General features: G+C 63.8%; 18 protein-coding genes. 12 read left to right on the top strand and 6 right to left on the bottom strand.

What is annotated here, in order from left to right; all coding sequences use genetic code 11:
- Positions 1-18 precede the first annotated feature (18 nt).
- The 5 genes from ACH196_RS06140 (at position 19) to ACH196_RS06120 (ending at position 4,893) form a co-directional block, all read left to right on the top strand.
- Positions 19-831, top strand: a complete 813-nt coding sequence (locus ACH196_RS06140; RefSeq protein ID WP_396645811.1) for a BtpA/SgcQ family protein — start codon at positions 19-21, stop codon at positions 829-831.
- Positions 831-1,964: a M42 family metallopeptidase gene (locus tag ACH196_RS06135; protein WP_396645810.1), complete on the top strand. Its 1,134-nt coding sequence runs from the start codon at positions 831-833 to the stop codon at positions 1,962-1,964. Before ACH196_RS06140 ends, ACH196_RS06135 begins: the two co-directional genes overlap by 1 nt.
- The gene (locus tag ACH196_RS06130; RefSeq protein WP_396645809.1) at positions 1,961-3,454 is read left to right on the top strand and encodes an FGGY-family carbohydrate kinase; all 1,494 of its coding nucleotides are present in this window, start codon (positions 1,961-1,963) and stop codon (positions 3,452-3,454) included. The genes ACH196_RS06135 and ACH196_RS06130 overlap by 4 nt, the downstream gene beginning before the upstream one ends.
- Positions 3,451-4,005 (top strand): SIS domain-containing protein, encoded by a 555-nt coding sequence (locus ACH196_RS06125; RefSeq protein WP_396645808.1) that lies wholly within the window; start codon positions 3,451-3,453, stop codon positions 4,003-4,005. The genes ACH196_RS06130 and ACH196_RS06125 overlap by 4 nt, the downstream gene beginning before the upstream one ends.
- 144 nt (positions 4,006-4,149) lie before the next feature.
- Positions 4,150-4,893, top strand: a complete 744-nt coding sequence (locus tag ACH196_RS06120) for a creatininase family protein (RefSeq protein ID WP_396645997.1) — start codon at positions 4,150-4,152, stop codon at positions 4,891-4,893.
- Positions 4,894-5,015: 122 nt separating this feature from the next.
- Here ACH196_RS06120 and ACH196_RS06115 read toward each other — a convergent pair whose 3' ends face one another.
- Entirely contained in the window at positions 5,016-5,453 is a 438-nt protein-coding gene (locus tag ACH196_RS06115; protein ID WP_396645807.1) for a hypothetical protein, read from the bottom strand.
- 143 nt (positions 5,454-5,596) lie between these two features.
- Here ACH196_RS06115 and ACH196_RS06110 point away from each other — a divergent pair, with 143 nt between their 5' ends.
- Complete coding sequence (locus ACH196_RS06110) at positions 5,597-5,845, top strand: type II toxin-antitoxin system RelE/ParE family toxin (protein WP_396645806.1); 249 nt, start codon at positions 5,597-5,599, stop codon at positions 5,843-5,845.
- 12 nt (positions 5,846-5,857) lie between these two features.
- A complete protein-coding gene (locus tag ACH196_RS06105) occupies positions 5,858-6,220 on the top strand; it encodes a helix-turn-helix transcriptional regulator (protein WP_396645804.1) in 363 nt (120 codons plus the stop codon).
- Positions 6,221-6,238: 18 nt separating this feature from the next.
- Here ACH196_RS06105 and ACH196_RS06100 read toward each other — a convergent pair whose 3' ends face one another.
- The 4 genes from ACH196_RS06100 to ACH196_RS06085 all read right to left on the bottom strand — a co-directional run bounded on the left by ACH196_RS06100 (position 6,239) and on the right by ACH196_RS06085 (position 12,566).
- Positions 6,239-7,156 carry a carbohydrate ABC transporter permease gene (locus ACH196_RS06100; protein ID WP_396645802.1) on the bottom strand — a complete coding sequence of 306 codons (918 nt, stop codon included), beginning with the start codon at positions 7,154-7,156 and terminating at the stop codon, positions 6,239-6,241.
- Positions 7,157-7,328: 172 nt separating this feature from the next.
- Positions 7,329-8,348: a carbohydrate ABC transporter permease gene (locus tag ACH196_RS06095; RefSeq protein WP_396645996.1), complete on the bottom strand. Its 1,020-nt coding sequence runs from the start codon at positions 8,346-8,348 to the stop codon at positions 7,329-7,331.
- 201 nt (positions 8,349-8,549) lie between these two features.
- Positions 8,550-10,196, bottom strand: a complete 1,647-nt coding sequence (locus ACH196_RS06090; RefSeq protein WP_396645800.1) for an extracellular solute-binding protein — start codon at positions 10,194-10,196, stop codon at positions 8,550-8,552.
- A gap of 258 nt (positions 10,197-10,454) precedes the next feature.
- Entirely contained in the window at positions 10,455-12,566 is a 2,112-nt protein-coding gene (locus ACH196_RS06085) for a calcium-binding protein (protein ID WP_396645798.1), read from the bottom strand.
- 524 nt (positions 12,567-13,090) lie between these two features.
- Here ACH196_RS06085 and ACH196_RS06080 point away from each other — a divergent pair.
- The 3 genes from ACH196_RS06080 to rbsK are packed head-to-tail and all read left to right on the top strand — an operon-like array spanning position 13,091 to position 15,565.
- The gene (locus tag ACH196_RS06080) at positions 13,091-14,140 is read left to right on the top strand and encodes an ABC transporter ATP-binding protein (protein ID WP_396645796.1); all 1,050 of its coding nucleotides are present in this window, start codon (positions 13,091-13,093) and stop codon (positions 14,138-14,140) included.
- 41 nt (positions 14,141-14,181) lie between these two features.
- The gene (locus ACH196_RS06075; protein ID WP_396645794.1) at positions 14,182-14,634 is read left to right on the top strand and encodes an RbsD/FucU family protein; all 453 of its coding nucleotides are present in this window, start codon (positions 14,182-14,184) and stop codon (positions 14,632-14,634) included.
- A 4-nt stretch (positions 14,635-14,638) separates the two neighbouring features.
- A complete protein-coding gene (gene rbsK / locus ACH196_RS06070) occupies positions 14,639-15,565 on the top strand; it encodes a ribokinase (protein ID WP_396645994.1) in 927 nt (308 codons plus the stop codon).
- A 9-nt stretch (positions 15,566-15,574) separates the two neighbouring features.
- Here the strand turns inward: rbsK and ACH196_RS06065 are convergent, their stop codons facing one another.
- Positions 15,575-16,393 carry an SDR family oxidoreductase gene (locus ACH196_RS06065; protein WP_396645792.1) on the bottom strand — a complete coding sequence of 273 codons (819 nt, stop codon included), beginning with the start codon at positions 16,391-16,393 and terminating at the stop codon, positions 15,575-15,577.
- Between the two features lie 188 nt (positions 16,394-16,581).
- Between ACH196_RS06065 and ACH196_RS06060 the strand changes: the two genes are divergently transcribed.
- Both ACH196_RS06060 and ACH196_RS06055 read left to right on the top strand, forming a co-directional pair.
- The gene (locus ACH196_RS06060) at positions 16,582-18,213 is read left to right on the top strand and encodes an LTA synthase family protein (RefSeq protein ID WP_396645992.1); all 1,632 of its coding nucleotides are present in this window, start codon (positions 16,582-16,584) and stop codon (positions 18,211-18,213) included.
- On the top strand, positions 18,210-19,508 hold the full coding sequence (locus tag ACH196_RS06055) for a capsule biosynthesis protein (RefSeq protein ID WP_396645790.1): 1,299 nt from the start codon (positions 18,210-18,212) through the stop codon (positions 19,506-19,508). The genes ACH196_RS06060 and ACH196_RS06055 overlap by 4 nt, the downstream gene beginning before the upstream one ends.
- The last annotated feature ends 22 nt before the right edge of the window (positions 19,509-19,530 follow it).

The raw sequence follows: 19,530 nt of genomic DNA, 5'->3' as shown, positions 1-19,530 counted from the left end.
AAGCGGTTCGAGGCAAGAGTGACCCAAAAATTCAGGAATGTTTTCGGCGCCGGCAAGCCGGTAATCGCCATGGTGCATTTCGGCGCGCTGCCGGGCTCGCCGCTCTATGACGCCAAGGGCGGGCTCGCCGCGCTGATCGACGGCGTGACCAAGGATCTGGATGCCTTGCAGAAAGCGGGCGTGGACGCAGTCATGTTCGGTAACGAGAACGACCGGCCCTATGAATTCCAGGTCGACACTGCCTCGACAGCCACCATGGCCTATGTGATCGGAAAAATACGCGAAAAAATCACTGTGCCATTCGGCGTCAACGTTCTGTGGGACCCGATGGCGTCGGTGGCGCTGGCGGCGGCGACGGGCGCTGCCTTCGTGCGCGAGATCTTTACCGGCACCTACGCCTCCGACATGGGGCCGTGGACGCCGGACGCCGGCAAGGCGATGCGCTATCGCGACCGGCTGCACCGCTCCGACCTGGCGCTGCTCTACAACGTCTCGGCGGAGTTCGCCTATTCGCTCGACCAGCGCTCGCTGCCCGACCGGGCGCGCTCGGCGGTGTTTTCGAGCATTCCGGACGCGATCCTGGTGTCCGGCCAGATCACCGGCGAGGCGGCGTCGATGAGCGACCTGGAGGCGGTCAAGAAAGTGCTGCCGACCACGCCGGTGCTGGCCAACACCGGCGTCAAGCATGCGACGATCGCCGACGTGCTGAAGATCGCCGACGGCGTCATCGTCGGCTCGTCGCTGAAGGTCGACGGCAATACCTGGAACGCGGTCGACCCGCAGCGCGCGGCGGAGTTCATGCGGCTGGCACGCGCCGCAAGGGGTGAGTGATGCCAGCGGTGGCCGGATCGAACGACGAACTGCGCGACCGCCTCCGCACGCTCCTTACGGAGCTGATGCTGATCCCCGGCCTCAGCGGCCACGAAGGGCGTGTGCGGCGGTATCTGGCGGCCGAACAGCGCAAGCTGGGTCTGACCACTCGCACCGACCGGCTCGGCAACTTGATCGCCACGCTGGAGGGGGAAGCGGGCGCGCCTGATGTCATGCTGTTCACCCATATGGATCAACTCGGCTTCGTCGTGCGCAAGATCGAGAACGACGGTTTCATCCGCGTCGAGCGGCTGGGCGGCGTGCCGGAGCGGGCGCTGCCGTCGCAGGCGGTGACGATCTGCGTCGGCGAGGGCAGGGACCGCGCCGGCCTGATCGCCAACAAGAGCCACCACGCCACCACGCCGGACGAGAAATACAAGGTGGTCCCCTATATGGACCTCTATATCGACGCCGGCTTTTCGAACCGCGCCGAGGCGGAGGCCGCGGGTGTGCTGATAGGCACGCCGATTGTCTACCGGCCGCAGGTGATCGAGCTTTCCGAAACGCGCATTGCCGGAACCTCGGTGGACGACCGCGCCGGCTGCGCGGTGATCGTCGAGGTTGCCCGCGCGTTGGGCGAGGCGGCGAAGCGGCCGACCGTGCATTTTGTCTTTTCCGTGCAAGAGGAATTCAACCTGCGCGGCGCGCTGACGGCGGCGCAGGTGCTGAAGCCGGACATCTGCATCCAGCTCGACCTGCTGCTCGCCACCGATACGCCCGACATGGCCTATCGCGGCAATGTGACCATGGGCGGCGGCCCGGGCATCAGCCTCTATTCCTTCCATGGTCGCGGCACGCTGAACGGCACCATCCCGCATCCGGCGCTGGTTTCGCTGTTCGAAAAGACCAGCCGCGCGGAAGACATCCCACTGCAGCGCAGCGCCCATACCGGCGCGCTGACCGATTCGTCCTATGTGCAGCTCGTCGAGGGCGGGGTGGCGTCGATCGATGTCGGTTTTCCCATGCGCTACTCGCATTCGTCGCTGGAAGTGGTCGATCTCGGCGACCTGGAGCAGCTTACGCGCCTGCTGGTGGCGGGCATTTCTTCGATCGACAAGGATTTCAGCCTGGACCGGGACGATTTCGTCGGATGAGCTACACACTCGGCATCGACATCGGCACCTTCGAATCCAAGGGCGCGATCGTCGACGGATCGGGCAACGTCGTTGCCACGGCGGCGCGGCCGCACAAGATGCTGGTGCCGCAGCCCGGCTGGGCGGAGCACCGGCCGAAACAGGACTGGTGGGGCGACTTCTGCTTCATCTCGAAAAAGATGCTGGCCGAGAGCGGCATCGACCCGAAGGCGATCCGGGCGATCGGCACCAGCGCCATCGGCCCGTGCATGCTGCCGGTCGATGCCGAGGGCGAGGCGCTGTCGAACGCCGCGCTCTACGGCGTGGACAACCGTGCCGTGGTCGAGATCGAGGAACTTACGAAGCGGATCGGTGCGACAAAAATCCTCGACCGGTGCGGCAACGCGCTGACCACGCAGTCGGTCGGCCCGAAAATCCTGTGGCTGAAGAAGAACCGCAGGGAACTCTATGATAAGGCGGCGAAAGTCGTCACCTCGACCACCTATCTGGTGCAAAAACTGACCGGCGAATGCGTGGTCGACCACTATTCGGCGGCGAATTTTTCGCCGCTTTACGAGATCGACGTGAAGGGCTGGAGTGCGGCACTGGCGCCCGACATCATCGAACTCGACCGGCTGCCGAAAGTGCTGTGGACGACCGACATCGCCGGGCAGGTGACGAGGAAGGCCGCGCGTGAGACGGGGCTGGCGGCGGGCACGCCGGTGATCGCCGGGACCATCGACGCTGCCGCGGAGGCGCTCAGCGTAGGCGTGACCAGGCCGGGTGACATGATGGTGATGTACGGCTCGACCATCTTCATCATCATGCTGTCGCAAAGGCGCATCCAGGACGGGCGGCTCTGGTACGCGCCCTGGCTGTTTCCCGGCGAGCACGCCTCCATGTCGGGGCTGGCGACCAGCGGCACGCTGACTCATTGGTTTCGCGACCAGTTCGCGAAGGATTTGCCCTTCGAGAGCGCCTTCCGGACGCTGACTGAGGAGGCGGAAAAATCGCCGCCCGGCGCCAATGGCGTGATCATGCTGCCGCATCTGTCGGGCGAGCGGACGCCCATCCACGATTCGCACGCCAAGGGCGTGATTTTCGGGTTGAACCTGACGCACAACCGCGGCGACCTCTACCGCGCGGCGGTGGAAGGCATCGCCTACGGCACCAACCGCATATTCGAGACCTACCGCGAGATCGGCGAAGCGCCGCAAAAACTGCTCGCGGTCGGCGGCGGCACCAAGAATCCGGTGTGGATTCAGGCGACCTCGGACGTTTCCGGCATGCCGCAAACAGTCCGCGAACGTTCCTTCGGTGCAAGCTACGGCGACGCTTTCCTGGCCGCGCTGGCGATCGGGGCGGTGAAGAAGAGCGACATCGCATCGTGGAATCCCACGGCGCGAAAAATCTCGCCGCGTGGGAAATTCCGCGAGGTCTATGAAAAACAATATTCGATCTTCAAGCGCATCTACGGTCAGACCAAGGATCTGATGGCGGAACTGTCATGACGACATTGTTCCAGACAGCGCTCGACGAACTGGGAGCCGTGCTGGGCCGCGTGGACGAGGCTGATGTCGATCAGGTCTGCAGGATGCTGGCGCAGGCGAGGCGCATCGGCACGCATGGGCTCGGGCGCGAGGGGCTCCAGATGCGGGGCTTCGCCATGCGCCTTTTCCATCTCGGCATGCCGGTTGGCGTGGTCGGCGACATGACCATGCCGCCGCTGGGCAAGGGCGACGTTTTCCTCGCTTCGTCCGGCCCGGGCGAGACGACGACGGTGCTGACGCTGATGAAGGTGGCAAAGGATGCCGGCGCCACGGTGGTTGTGGTGACGGCAGAGCCGCAAGGCAGCGCGGCGAAACTCGCGGATTTCACGCTGCTGATCCCGGCGCAGACCATGGCCAGCGACCGGGGCGCGGCTAAAACCTCGGTGCTGCCGATGGGCTCGGCTTTCGAGGGTGCGCTGTTCGTGCTGTTCGAGGTGATGGTGCTGAAGCTGAAGGCGCTGGTGAACGCCTCGCCGGAAGCTATGCGGGCGCGCCATACCAACATGGAGTAAGAGACCTTGGAAATTCGTGATGGCGGGCTGCAAATGGCGATTTCTGCGCTTCCGGTGCTCACGTACCCAAAAGTACGCTGCGCTCCGGTTCTCGAAATCGCCATTTTCGCCTCGCCCTGACGAATTTCGAAAGGTCTCTTGGCCATGCGCTACGAACTGATGCTGCCGCACCAGATCCGGCAGGCGATTGCCGAAAACTGGCCGGTGGCGCTGCCGCTCGGCGTGCTCGAATATCATGGCGAGCACATGGCCGTCGGCATGGACACGCTGGCCGTCATCAAGACGCTCGATCTGATCGAAAAGGAGATGCCGCTGGTCATCCTGCCGCCCTTTTATTACGGCGCGGCGAGCTACGCGGTGGAGAAGCCGGAAGGCAACGGCTCGGTGCAGGTCGGCGGCAAGGCGCTGGCGGCGTTTGGCGAGGATTTCTTCTACTCGCTGCTGCGCATCGGCTTCCGCAACATCCACGCCATCATCCATCACCAGACCGAGAATTTCGCGGCTGGCATGCCGACCGATCTGGCGTTCAAGACGGGCGGACGGCAGGCGATCTTTCGCTTCCTCGAGAAGGAGCATGGGGAGGGATGGTGGGGCAATGAGGCCTCGGCCAATTATTATGCCGACCATGCGGCGGGGGCGAACCCGTTCAACTGGGTGCAGGTCCATTCGCTCATGGGGCCTGAAATGTTCGGGAAATTCCCGTTCGACCACGCCGGGGAGGGCGAGACCTCGCTGATGCTGGCGCTTTGCCCGGAAGCTGTTGATATGGCGAAGGTCGGCGACAACAAGGGCTGGTACACGGAGACGGCCAAGGCGGCGAGCGTCGAGGTGGGAGCCAGGGGCGTGGAGATGATACTGGCCCGGTTGCGGACCTTGTTGAAGGGCTGAGGCTGATGCCAACGGCGGTCGACTTTGATCGCCGTTGGCATAGACCCACGACTCTTGCCGCCAAGCGCTCCCGGCGGATGGCGTTCGAATTCTCAACTCGTTTTAAACTGGACGGTCGGCGGTCATGACGTATCGATGCGTCCCGCCCCGCAAGAGACCATTGCGCGCCGCGCCTTCATCGCGCGGCCTCGCCCTGTCATCGCCGGCGCGCATTGCGAAAGACGCCCGCCTGGCCTGCCGCGAAACAGCCGCCACCCGGCGAAAAAGCCCTGCAGGCCGCCGAAGACGCAGGCCAGCAAGCGGAAGCAGCGGGCGAGCCGCAAAGCTTCGGCGCAGCCGTCGCCATCGGTCCCGCAGAGCGCGGCCGGAGGCAAGGCCATCGCGCCGCCGGCCAATTCGATAGCGAACGCCCGCGCGACGGCCTCGGCCGGCCGCAGCAGCGTCAGCACCATAACGCGAACCCGGAGCGGCAGAACGCAAAGGAGTTCAGCCAGAACGGCCAGATGGAGCAGCGTCGCAACGATGCCCCTCAGCGTCTCCTCGTATTCGCCGCGGTCCATTCCAGCCTCCATTCGCCACACAGAATAGCAGAGAGGCGAGAAAGATCAAGGAAATATTTCCTATTTCAGCCCGGACTTGCTCTCTATCGCAAGGTGTGATTTAGGACCTTGTGAATAAATAGCTTTATGCGATATTCGCTCTTATGAAGCGCGTCGTCTATCTCGCCGCCGCATTAAAAGCGTTGCGCAAGCATCGCTCGGATGCGGCACGCATAGACGAGAAGATCAGGCTTTACGCAGCAGAGCCGGCGGCGCTCGCCAACAATGTAAAACAGCTTGCCGGCTCCGAGGAGAAGCGGTTGCGCGTCGGCGACTATCGGGTGATCTTCCTGGAAACTGAGGACGAGATCATCGTCAGCCGGATCGGCCCGCGCGGCTCCGTCTATGATTGAAGGGATATCGGAATGAGTGTTCACTATTTCACGACGCCGAAGGGCGAGGAGATGGCGATCTTGCCGCGCGCCGAACTGGAGGAACTGCGTGATATGGCGGCGCGGACCCGAGAGGTGGCGGACTATAGAGCCGGACGCGCGCCAGGGTTCTCGCCGGATGAGGCGCTCGCCTATGCCAGCGCCGCGTCGCCGCTCGCCTTCTTCCGCAAACGCGCCGGGCTGACTCAGGGCCAGCTCGCCGACAAGGTGGGCGTGGCGCAGGGTTATCTTTCCGACGTCGAGAACGGCAAGCGCGATGGACCGGTCGCGCTCTGGCTAAAGCTTGCTGGCGTGCTGGAAGTGCCGGTCAATCTGCTGGCCGACGGCGAAGAGTGAAGCCGACTCGGATTGACGCTACTTCACCGCGCCCGCCGTCATGCCCTTGATCAGATAGCGTTCCAGCAACACGCCGATGATCGCCAGCGGGGCGATCGCCGCGGTGGAGAGCGCCGCCATCGACCACCAGTTGATGCCTTGCGAGCCCGTCTGGCTGGCGACCATCACGGGGATGGTATTGGCGTTGGTGGAGGTGAGCAGGGCGGCGAAGAAATATTCGTTCCAGCACAGCACCATCGACAGGATGAAGGCCGCCACCATGCCGGGCAGGGCTATGGGCAGCACGATCTGGAAGAACGCGCCCCACACCGACAGGCCGTCGACGAGTGCCGCTTCCTCCAGTTCGACAGGGATCGAATTGAACTGGTCGCGCATGATCCAGATGACGATCGGCAGCACTGCCAGCGTGTAGAGCAGGATCAGGCCGATCCTCGTGTCGAGCAGGCCGAGCCCCTTATAGAGCGCGAGGAAGGGCAGGGCGAGCACGACGGGCGGCAGGATCAGTTGCGACAGGAAGAAAAAGGAAATGTCCTCGTTCTTCATCCACAAAAACTTGTAGCGGAAGCGAGTGAGCCCGTAGGCCGCCAGGCTGCCGATGACGATCGCCAGCACCGAGGCGCCGATCGAGGTGATCACCGAATTGAAGAAGCGCTTCAGGAATTCGTCGCGCACGGTGGAGGTACCACCGATCGTGTCGGGCGACAGGCCGAGCGAACGCCAGCCGCGCCAGTCCGGCGTGAAGTCGACAAAGGGGATGAGGTGGCCCTGAGTGACGTTGGGCGCCGTCTTGAACGAGGTGGTGATGGTCCAGTAGATCGGAAAAAGACAAATGAAGGCCCAAAAAATCAACGCGCCGTAGATGAAGACGCGGCTGGTGAAGAAGGCAGCCGGAGAGCGGACTTCGGAAGGGGCGTGTTCGATGGCTTCGGCGGTCATGCGGCCATCTCGAATCTTGTGTGCGGAGTACCCCCACCCCTAACCCCTCCCCACAAGGGGGAGGGGGATACTGCGACCGTTGCGCCAACAGTGGTGATGATAGCGCCGCGTTTTTCCCCTCCCCCTTGTGGGGAGGGGTTAGGGGTGGGGGTACGGTTCATCTCCATCGCCATCACGTCACATTCCGCACGAAGCGGTTCGCGAGTTTTAAAAGAAGCGTCACGAACACGATGATGATGACGAGATAGACCATGGCGAGCATGGTGCCGTAGCCGACATTGGAGCGATCTCGATACTCGCGGAAGATGAAGCTGGTGACCGTGTCGGTCGCCCCGCCGGGGCCGCCGGAGGTGACAGTGATGACGATGTCGGCGAGTTTCAGCTTGAAGATGATGCGCAGGATGACCGCGGTCACCGACACCGGCAGCATCAGCGGGAAGGTGACGCCCCAAAAAGTCTGCCAGGCGGTGGCGCCGTCGACCTTGGCGGCTTCCAGCACGTCGCGCGGCATCGCCTGCAGGCCGGCGAGCAGCATGATCATCAGGAAGGGGATGAAGGTCCAGGCATCCAGCAGCATGATCGAAATCTTCGCCGTCCATGGGCTGGCGAAGAAGGCGGGATTGTCCCATCCCAGCTTGCGCGCCAGCGTGGCGGCCGGGCCGAAGCGGTATTCCATCAGCGACTTGCCGATCATCCACGACACCGCCACGGGCGACAGCATCAGCGGCAGAAGGAAGACGACGCGGAAGAATTTTCTTGCACGGATCTGAGCGTTGAGCAGGAGCGCCAGGCCGAAGGCGATGACATATTCGACGAACACCGCCAGCACGTAGAATACCATGTTGAGCAGCGCGTTGCTGTAGAACGGATCGCGCAGCATTTGCCAGAAATTGTCGAGGCCGGCGAATTTCGGCGTGCCGCTGAGATTCCAGTCGAGCGTGGCGATATAGAAGCCGAACAGCGTCGGGAAGACCACCATGGCGACGGTGAACAGCACTGCCGGCAGCAGGAACAGCGCGCGGTGGCCTTCCTCGCCGCGCGTCAGCACCTGGCCGACGCCGAGGGCCACGCCCCACACTATGTAGGCGTAGAGCAGCGGCCGCCAGGTCGAGAAACCGAAGCCGATGGCGCCGGCGGCGTAGAGAATCTGGAGGAGGGCGACGATGACGAGGCCAGCCGTGGCGAGCGCCATGACGGTGCGGCCGAGTTTCCTGCGGCCGGGCGCGATGGTGTCGAGCGCGGCGCCCAGCGACGTGTTCTCAGCGATTGCCGTGGCTTGTTCGGACACGCGGTCGTTCCAGAGGGCGGATGAGAGGAAGCCTATCCCGGCTTGCCGGTCAAAAAAAGCCCGGCGGCAGGGCCGCCGGGACGATATTCAGGCCTTTCGGCCGGGCTACATGCCGAGCGAGGCCTTGTAGAGCTTGATCTGGCTCTCGCGGCCGATCTGGTCGGTGATCTTCTCCCAGGCGGCGGCGATGGCGTCGGCAGTTTCCTGCGCCGATTTGTACTGGCCGTTGACGCCCTTCACCAGTTCGTCCTCGGCAATCGAGTAGTACTGGAAGATGCCGGGGATGCGCGGTTCGATGGCGGCGTTCGGGTGATTGTAGCTGTCGAGGTTCGAGCCCAGATAGTCCTCGACGAAGGCACGGTCATAACCGGCCGCTTCCCACTCCTCGTACTGGAAGTGCGAGTTGCGGTAGGGCTGGAAGCCCGACGGATAGGCGGCGGTCCACAGCGAGATGTCCTTGCCGCCGAGATGAGCGGCGGCAGACCAGGCGGCCTTGCGTTTCTTCTCGTCGGCCGAGACGCGGCTGGTCACGTAAACGCCCCAGCCGATATAGGCCATGTTCGGAGCGAAATTTTCCTTCTCCTCCCAGGCGCTGGTCTTGGCGTTGTAGACGCGCTTGGCGCCGGGGTTGATCGAGAAGCCGACCACGTCGCCGACCACGGAGGTATCCGAGGTGCGGGCGTTGGAGCCGACGTCGCCCCACCAGCACAGTGCCGCACCCGTGCCGCCGAGGAACTGCGAGAACGCCGTGGCGTTCGGGTCGGCGTTGAGCTGATCCGGTGGATAGGCGTTGGCCTTGACGAGATCGAGCACGTCCTGGATCGCCTGTACCCAGGCCGGGTTGTTGACGCGCGGCTTCATGGTGTCCGGGTCGAACAGCCAGGCCCGATCGTCGGGATGCTTGGCATAGGCGGAGGCGCGGTCCCCGAGGAAGTAGAAGCCGAAACCGCCCCACTGGTACTTCAGCGGATCGAGGAAGCCAAAGGCCGGTGCGCCGGTGAGCGGATCGGTCTTGCCGGCGAGCGCGGTCGCCAATGCCGGGAAGTCTTCCCAATGCTTCGGCACTTCAGCCATGCCGCTGAGCGAACCGTCGCCGAAATAGTCCTTTCGGTAGGCGAAGGTGTGGCAGTCGCCGTCGATGGTGATGCGGTAGGTCTTGCCGTCCCAGGTGCCGACGGGCGCTTTCAGATAGTTGACGAGGTCGTCGGCTTCGATCTGGGTCGCGACCCAGTCGGGCATCTCGTCGAGCAGGCCCTTGCCGGCGGTGTCGCCCTCGAACGGCGCGCCCATCTCGATGACGTCGAAGTCGACCGTGCCGGTGGCGATCGACTGCTGCAGGCGGGCGTTGTAGTCGGCCTGGGCGAGGTCGATCCAGTTGATCTTGGCGCCGGTATAGGCTTCCCACGGCTTCAGGAAGCCGCGGAACAGGAAGTTGTGGAGGTTCTGGTTGTTGAGCCCCATGAAGGTGAGCTCGACGCCGGCGAACTCGCCTTCCTTGACGTTGGCCTTGGTGGCGCCGAGGCAGAGTTCGCCCACCTTCTGCCAGTCGGCGTCGGTGGGCGAACCCTTGCCGACGCCCGGAATCTTCAGGATTTCGGCGCGCACATTATCCTGCGCCGACGCCTCGCCGGTCAGTGCGCCGAGCCCGGCGGACGAAGCGGCGGCGATGGCTGCCATGCTGGCGGCACCCTTCAGCACGTCGCGCCGTGTGGCGCCCATGCGAAGCATCTGGTTGTAAAGACTTACTTTCATGTCGTTTTCCTCCCGGACATGCCCTGTGAACTGGTGATGGCCAAAACGGCCGCTTGCGGTGCTCTCTGTCGTTCCCCTTGAGCCGAACGAAATAAGGTGAGCTTTTGCTCACCCGTTTATCGGCGCAGATTTATTTCATGCGTGCAAGACGTGTCGCCACTATTCTCGGAACGCGTTTGCGTGTCAACGAAGTTGGTGGAATTGATCGAACCAGTTGGGGTTGTAGTGGAACGGGCGTTCCACCGCCTTGGCTAACGACTACAGGAAGAACCAGCTGGACTCAGGCGCCGTCGCACCGAGAAAGCGGATGGCGAACTCCGCGTCGGCGTCGCCGTCCACGTTGAATTCGGCGAGGAAGCCGCCGGTGACGGCGGAAAAGCGGTACTGTCCGGCGGAGGAGAAGGCGGTGCCCTCGGCGATGAGCTCGTCGAACTTCTGGTCGAGGATCTGCCCTTCGTCCGCGTCGATGGCGATTAGGTCGACGAGATCTCCCTCGGCCCGGTCGAAATCGTCGATGCGATCGAGGCCGGAGGCCTGCCGGCTGTCCGACAGAGCGAGGTAGCGGAACGTGTCGGCGCCGAGATTGCCCCTCAGTGCGTCCGCGCCTCCCATGCCGGTGATGAGGTTGTCGCCGGCATTCCCGGTGATGCGGTTGGCGCCCGCGGTGCCGGAGGCGCTTCGGTCCGACGATCCGAGCAGCGTCAGATGCTCGACGCCAGTACCGAGCCAGTAGTCGACCGAGGAAAGCACCGTATCGGACCCTTGGGCGTTGCTTTCAACGACCTCATCGAAGACATGATTGACGACATAGACGTCGTCGCCCTTGCCCCCGGTCAGCGTGTCGCCGCCGCCGAGACCATTCAAGCGGTTGTTCCCTTCGTTGCCGGTCAGCACATTGCCGGCGGCGTTGCCCCAGCCGTTGGCGTCGGCCGTGCCGGTGAGCAGCAGGTTTTCGAGATTGGCGCCGAGAATGTAGCTGTAGCGGATTTCGACCGTGTCGATGCCTTCGTTCGCAGCCTCGATGACGACGTCGCCATGTTGGTCGACCACATAGGTGTCATTGCCGCGGCCGCCCTGCATCTCGTCCGCGCCGCGCCCGCCATCCAGCCGTTCCTGGGCCGCGTAGCCATGCAACCTATCGTTGCCTTCCTCGCCATAGAGGTCGTTGCGGGAGCTTGCCGCAGCGCTCACGTCGACGTACACCTCGTCGTTGCCGGCTCCGCCGTAGAGCTTCGAGTTGGTTCCGGCACCGCGGAGCTGGTCGTCGCCTTCGTCGCCATACGCCTGGTCATCGTTCGAGACGGCGATCAGATCGGCGCCGGCGCCGCCGTGCAGGATGTTGTTGCCGAAGGAGCCCTGCAAGTGATCATCCCCGGCGTCGCCGAAGGCAAGATCGTTGCCCGACGTCGAGATGAAGTCCCCGCTGTCGCCGCCATGAAGCTCGTCGACCGTCGGATCGGAGGTCGAGTCGTAGTAGCTCGTCCTGTGCCCGCCGTAGAGATAGTCACTGCCGCCGAGCCCGTGCAAGACATCGGCTCCGGAAGAGCCGATCAGCTCATCGCCTTGGCTTCCCCCGGACAGATCGTCCGTGAAGGCGCTTCCGGTGATCGAAACGCTCTCGATCTCGACGAACCGGGATCCGTTGTCCAGTGTCGCGACGCCGCCCACGACCACGAAGGAGAAAGCAGTGCCGCCGGTGCGGTCGATGACGACCCGGTCGATGCCCGCGCCGCCGGCGAAATAATCCACGCCGCTGCCATAGTGGAAAATGTCGCTCCCGCCGCCGCCTCCAACCTGGTCGCTGAACGGGCTATCGAGGATGATATCGCGGCTGGCCGACCCCGTGAAATACAGGGCGGACGTCAGGTGGCGGGCATCGTAGGTGTTCGCCTCGCCGGTCGCCATCGTTGCCTGCAGGTCGAGCGCTCCGCCGGCCCCGAACAAGCGGAAATACGCCAGCGTTCCGCCGATTTCGTCAAAGCCGGCGAGCTGGGCGATCGATATTTCGGTCTCCCATCCGACGTTCAGGACCTCGAAACCCGAGAGATTTGCGTCGCGCAGCGAGAGAAAACCATCCACATCGTCGGCGTCCCCTCCGGGGTCCAGACGAATTCCGAGATTGAGCGTGTCCCGTCCGGCGCCGCCTTCCAGGACGCCCTGGAAGCCCGGGTCCAGGTAGTTGAAGAAATAATCGTACTGCTCTGGATAGGTCTCCACGAATTCGAAATAGGCAATCTGATCGATGGTCGCGACGTCGTCGCCGCCGCCGAGGTCGATCTGGTCGTTGTCGCCGGTGTTGCCGGTCACAGTGTCCGCACCGGGCGTGCCGTCGATGACGTCATCGCCGTATCCGATCGTGTAGTCCGCCATTTTGATCATGCTCCTGCGTAGAAATGTTGCACAAAAGCCAATGTGGCTGCCTAACAAATAAGCATATACATCAAAATTAGGCAGGAAAGCATAGTCTATTTTGCTTCAATAAGAGAAATAAACAGTATCCTGAAATTCTATTGGAAGCAACCGATAAGCACCTTCATACTTTACTGGCAAAATGCCTTGTGAATTTTCGTCGGCAGACGGGCTCGGCAAATGTCCGTCGCCCGCGAGTGGGGATCTGTCTCGAGCAACCAGCGCTTGTCTGTGTTTTCGAAGTGGAACTGCCGGTGACGTCAGACGCCCAGGGGTGGCGGCACCCACAGAAAGCAACGCCGCCTAGGTGTGAGCGCTCAGAAGGTGCCGGGCTGCTTCCATCGGATGCGGTTCCCGTTCGGGGTCGCGCGGTGGCGGGCTGGAGGTCCAACAATGAACGACAGTATCGTTCGCCTGTGGACTTGCCGCCGTCCGTTCGTTAGCTTCGCCGCAAAAATCGGCGGACGCCGACACGCGGGGGAGCGATGGCGCAGGTAGCGATCCGGAACGTTTCGAAGGCCTTTGGCGCGGTCAAGGTGCTGCACGAGGTCAGCGTCGACATCGCCGACGGCGCGTTCGTGGTGCTGGTCGGGCCATCGGGCTGTGGAAAGTCGACCTTGCTGCGCATGGTGGCCGGGCTGGAGAGCGTCAGCGGCGGCAACATCGCTATCGGCGAGCGCGAGGTGACCAACCTGCCGCCGGCCAAGCGCGACATCGCCATGGTGTTCCAGAACTATGCGCTCTATCCGCACAAGACCGTGGCGCAGAACATGGCTTTCGCGCTGAAGCTCAGGAAAACGGACCCGAAAGTCATCGCGGAACGCGTAAAGAAAGCCGCCGAAATCCTTGATCTCGCTCCTTATCTCGAACGCTATCCCCGTCAGCTCTCCGGCGGCCAGCGGCAGCGTGTGGCGATGGGTCGCGCCATCGTTCGCAATCCGCAGGTGTTCCTGTTCGACGAACCTCTGTCGAACCTCGACGCGAAACTGCGCGTGCAGATGCGCACCGAGATCAAGGAACTGCACCAGCGGCTGAAGACGACCACCATCTATGTGACCCACGATCAGGTCGAGGCCATGACCATGGCCGACAGGATCGTCGTCATGCAGGCAGGGCGCATCGAGCAGATGGGCGCGCCGCTGGACCTTTTCGACCGCCCTGCCAATGTCTTCGTTGCCGGTTTCATCGGCTCACCGTCCATGAACATGCTGAAGGGCAAGGTTTCCGGCGGTGCGGTCGACATCGACGGCGTGAAGATGCCCATCCCCGCCGGCGCGAAGGTGTCAGACGGCCAGGACGTGCTTTACGGCGTGCGGCCGGAGCATCTCGAACTCGCCGCGGATGGGTTCCCGGCCGAGATCAAGGTGGTCGAGCCGACTGGGTCCGAGACCATGGTATTCCTGCGCTTCGGTTCGGGCGAACTGGTGGCGCTGTTCCGCGAAAGGCACAATTTCAAGCCGGGCGACACGCTGAACCTGCGCCCCCGCGCCGAAGCCGTTCATCTGTTCGACCCGCAGAGCGGCAAGCGTCTCTGATGCAACATCGGGTCCGTAAGGCGATTCCAGGAGGAGTTTGAATGCTCAAGGGAATAAATCCGCTGCTCAACGCGGATGTGCTCTATGCTCTGCGGGCGATGGGCCATGGCGACGACCTGATCCTGGCCGACACGAATTTCCCATCCGATTCGGTGGCCCGGCAGACGCGGCTCGGCAAGCTTCTCAGGATCGACGCCAGCGCCGCAGAGGTTGCGAAGGCGGTGCTGTCGCTCTACCCGCTGGACACTTTCGTCGACGATGCCGCCGCGCGCATGGAGATCGTCGGCAAGCCGGACGAAGTTCCGCCGGTGCAGCAGGAGGTGCAGAAGGCTGTCGACGCTGCCGAAGGAAAGTCCTGGCCGATGATCTCGGTCGAGCGCTACGCCTTTTATGAGCGCGCCAAGCAGGCCTATTGCGTGATCCAGACCGGGGAGCGCCGTTTCTACGGCTGCTTCGCCTTCCGCAAGGGCGTGGTCCCGCCGGATGCCGCGTGACGCCATGGCGACCGGCAAGCCGATCGTCATTCTCGGCGTCTTCGTCGCCGACACCGCCTATCGCGCGCCACGCCAGCCGCGCATCGGCGAGACCATCATGTGCGACTATTTCAAGCTCGGGCCCGGCGGAAAAGGCTCCAACCAGGCGGTGGCCGCGGGCCGGCTCGGAGCCGACGTGACCTTCATCACCAGGCTTGGCCGCGATCCTTTCGCCGAGATGGCGATGGCGACGTGGAAACAGGCCGGCGTGAAAGCGGCTGTCATCGAGACGCCCGAGAGCTACACGGGCGCTGCCTACATCTTCGTTGAGGAGGGGACGGGCAACAACGCCATCATCGTTTCGCCGGGGGCCGCGACGCTGATCTCGCTGGCCGACATCGACAACAATGCCGAGCTGATCCGCTCGGCGGGTGTGTTCGTCACGCAACTCGAGCAGCCGATCGACGCGGCAATCCATGCCCTGGAGATCGCCAGGAACGCCGGCGTGACGACGATCCTCAATCCGGCGCCGGCCGCAAAGCTGCCGGATACTATCTTCGCACTTTGCGACTACGTGACGCCCAACGAGACCGAGACCGAGGAATTGACCGGCATCAAGGTCGAGACCGCCGACGACGCACGCCGCGCCGCCGCGGTGTTTCTGGAAAAGGGCGCGGGCGCCGCCCTGATCACGCTCGGCGAAAAGGGCGCGCTGCTGCACGACGGCAAGGTGTCCGAACTGGTCCCGGCCGTTTCCGCGGGACCGGTGGTGGAGACGACCGGGGCAGGCGACGCCTTCAACGGCGGCTTCGCGGTCGGCCTGTCACGCGGCCTCGATCCGCTGGCGGCGGTGCGCTTCGCTTGCGCCGTCGCTGGCATATCGGTGACGCGGCCGGGCACGGCGCCGTCGATGCCGACGCTCGACGAAGTCGAAAAATTGCTGGTGCGCTGACGGCCAGTGTCAGGGCTTGCGCGATTGGATCCGGCGCGCCACGGCGATCTTGCGGTCGAACCACGGCCTCAGCAGCGGCATGGCGACCGATCCGAACAGGCCGAGCATCTTCATCTGCATGCCGGGGTAGATGGCGAACCGGCCGCGATCGAGTCCCGCCAGAGCCACGCGCGCTACAGCAGGCGCCGGCCACAGGCCGCCGGCGCCGATGGTGGCGTGTGCCTCCGCCGGCCGCAGCGGGCGCTCTGCAGCAAGCTGCGGCGTTTCGGTGTCGGGCGGAAAGCAAATCGAGACAGTGATGCCGTGGGGTCTTGCCTCGGCGCGCAGGGCTTCCGCGAATCCGGCCACGGCATATTTCGACGCGCAGTAGGCGGTGTAGCCATAGACGCCGATCAGGCCCGCGCCGGACCCGAGCATCAGGATTTTCCCGCGCCGCCGCTCGCGCATGCCGGCATAGACCGCGCGGACCGCGTTGACGGTGCCGAACAGATTGGTGCGCAACTGGCTTTCGAAAGCCTCGGCGGAAAGCTCCTCGAACCGGCCGGGAATGACGATCCCCGCCGATGTGATCAACGTGTCGCATGGCCCGAGCGCGGTTTCGCAGGCGGCGATTGCGTTGGCGACCGCCGGGCCATCGCCGGTATCAGCCATTTCCGCATGGAAACGCCGGCCGCTTTTGCCGAAACGCCTTTCAAGGTCGCCGAGCCCTGTCTGCAAGGCGGTTTCCGAGCGGGCGATCAGCGAGACGTCGTCGCCTTTGGCCGCACTCGCCTCGGCCAGGGCGGCGCCGATACCGCTCGATCCCCCGGTTATGATGACATGCGCCATGCCTGCTCCCGTCGATGGGTCGTTACCATGCGGCTGCTGCCGCGACAAATCCGTGAAACGTCGCCGGCGCATAAGAATGGGGCGATGTGCCTTGATATCGGCGGCAAAAATTGCGAACACCCGCCGTCCAACGGCAATACCGGAGGGGGTTCGGCCGTTCTGAAATGCAGCAGGTCCCGCCTGTTCGAATTGGGGCCTTGACGGGGAATGGCTTGAGTTTGGCACTTTTCGGGCACCCTTTGGCGCTGGTGGCGACGATGTTCGTCGCCGCTTTCGCCGTGACGCTCGCCGTTGACCGCCTTGCGATGCCGGCGGCCGCGTGGAGCGCCAGCCGCCCTGCAGGCGGGGCGCATCTTTTTTCCGACCTCATGGCGCGCGCGGTCATGGTGGCGGTGATCTTCGCCTTCTTCTTCGCCATCTCCTGGCGTCCGCTCTATGCGGCCGCGGCTGCCATCAGCACCTTTGCGATTTTCACGCTGATCTCGCGCGCCAAATACGAGTTCATCCGTGAGCCGCTGGTGTTTTCCGACATCGCGCTAGTGATGCTGGTCTTCCGCCACAAGGAGATGTTTTATGCCGGCTGGCTGAACATCCTCTTCTGGGTCGTGGCCCTGGGCTATGTATTCGGCGGCTCGGCGCTGTTCATGGTATTCGAGCCCTCGGTCCTGCCGTTGACCGGACGACCGCAATTGATAGGGATCATGGCGCTGGCGGCTGCTGCGCCGTGGCTGCTTCCGCTCGATCCGCATGTCCGGCGGAGGCTGGCGGTCATCTCCGCTTGCATCGTCGGCAGGCACGACATCAAGGTCTTGACGGTTCGCCTCGGAACGCTGGCGGCGGTTACCTACAGCTTCCTTGCGTGGCTGGGGGCGCGACCGGCCCCGGTGTCGCAACCGGCGCTGCCGCGAGAATCGGAGACTTCGAGCGGGGCCGGAATGCCGGAAGGCAAGCCGCTGGTGGTGGTCTGGCAGTCCGAATCCTTCATGGACATGCGGCATTTCGGCGTTACGTCGCTGTCATTGCCCAATCTCGACCGGCTGCGCCTGCGCTCGGTCGAATGGGGGCGCATGTCGAGCATCTTCGAGGGAGGCTATACGCTGCGCACCGAGTTTTCGGTGATTTCAGGCCTGCCGCCCGCCGATCTGGGTCATGACGCCGCGCATCCCTATCTGCGCGCAGCACCATACGCGGATGTTTCCTGGCCCAATCGTTTCCGCAAGGCGGGCTGGTCGACGCACTTTATACATCCCTATGATCGTCAGTTCTTCTCGCGCGACCGCGCCCTCCCGCAACTCGGTTTCGAAGCGCTTACCATGCTCGACGCCTTCGACCACGACACGGAGCATGACGGCCCGTATGTATCCGACCTGACCTTGTCCAAGCGGGTGCTGGACTATTGCAAGGAGCAGGGCGAACCGAAAGGCCAGTTCCTGTTCGCGGCATCGATGGAGAATCATGGTCCATGGCGTCCCGGTCGCCACGGCGACAGCACCGACCCGGTGGAAATCTATCTCGGCATTCTGGAGCGCGCGGACGCGGCGCTGGGCCATCTCGCCGATGAGCTTGATCGCATGGACCGGCCCGTCTGGCTGGCTTTTTACGGCGACCATGCGCCGGTCCTGAAGGCTTTCGCCGACCCCTTCTCCGATCCCCGGACGGAATATCTCATCGTTCCGATGGCGCGCGCCGCCGCAGGCGCGACACCGGCGAAATCGCCTACCGAAAAGGCGCCGTGGCACATCATTGCCGATATGGTGAAGCACGCGGGGATCGAGGGCTGGCTGGCTGAAGCCACATCGCGTGCCGGAGCGGCGCGATGAGGGTGGAAAAGCCGGCCGAGGCTGCTTCGTCGCGGCAAACATTCCTGTTCCTGCAAGGGCCGTCCTCGCCGCTGTTCGCGCGCATCGCCGATAATCTGCAGCGGCTGGGACATCGCTGCCTTCGTGTCAATCTATGCGCAGGCGACTGGGTATTCTGGCGCCGTCCTGGCGCGCTCAACTACCGGGGGCATCCCGACGGTTGGCCGGCTTTCGTCGCGGCTCTGTTGGACCGCGAGCGCGTTACCGGCATCGTGCTGCTCGGCGAGGAGCGCCCGCATCATCTTGTCGCCATAGCGGCTGCGAAGGAGCGGGGTATTCCGGTCTACGCCGTCGAGATGGGCTACCTCAGGCCGGACTGGATTCGGATCGAAAAGGGCGGCAGCGGCCATCACTCGCATTTTCCGGTTGAACCAACGGCGATCCTGCGCGCCGCGGCCGATCTTCCTGAGCCGGATCTGCGCGCGCACTATAGCCAGACGTTCGTTTCGGACGCCGTCTACGACCTGATGTTCAACCTGCCCAACGTCTTCGCCTGGTTCTTCTTTCCGCATTACCGCTGGCATGCGATCTTCCACCCGCTGGCGGAATATTATGGATGGATCGGCCGGCTTCTCACCGGACGGCGGCGGACCCGGGAGTCCGAGGAAACCATCGCCCGGGTGACGGATGGCTCCGATCCCTATTTCGTGATGCCGCTGCAACTGGAAACCGACTACCAGATACGCAGCTATTCGGTCTTCCGAAGCCAGCGCACCGCGATCAAGCTGGTGATCACCTCCTTCGCCGAGAATGCGAATCCGAATGCCCGGCTGCTTATCAAGGTCCATCCGCTGGACAACGGGCTGATCAAATGGCCCGATGAGATCAAGGCCCATGCGCAGCGTCACGGCGTCGCCGACCGCGTCCATTTCATCGATGGCGGCAACCTCAATCGTATGGTTGCCCGCTCGGCCGGCGTGGTGACGATCAATTCCACCGCCGGAATGGTCGGGCTGCAGCGGGGGATCCCGGTGAAGACACTGGGGCTCGCGATCTACGACATTCCCGGCATGACCGACGACCAGCCGCTCGACAGCTTCTGGCTCGAGCCGAAAGCGCCGGACGCGGAACTCGTCGGAGCTTTCGTGCGCCTGGTCGCGGCGACCGTGCATGTGCGCGGGAATTTCTATTCCGACGCCGGGGTAGAGGCAGGTGCGGCGGCCATTGCCAAACGCCTGCACGAGAACACGGTCAACGAACCGGGTGGGTTCGTGGAAGAGCCGCAGCGCAGCCGTCCCGACAAAGACCATTTCTGAGAGGGGTAGCGGGTTGCTCGGG

Source organism: Mesorhizobium sp. IMUNJ 23232 (assembly GCF_044326205.1).
Taxonomy (GTDB): Bacteria; Pseudomonadota; Alphaproteobacteria; order Rhizobiales; family Rhizobiaceae; genus Kumtagia.
Note: the sequence above shows the minus strand (reverse complement) of the source record. Positions and strands in the feature narration are given on the sequence as shown.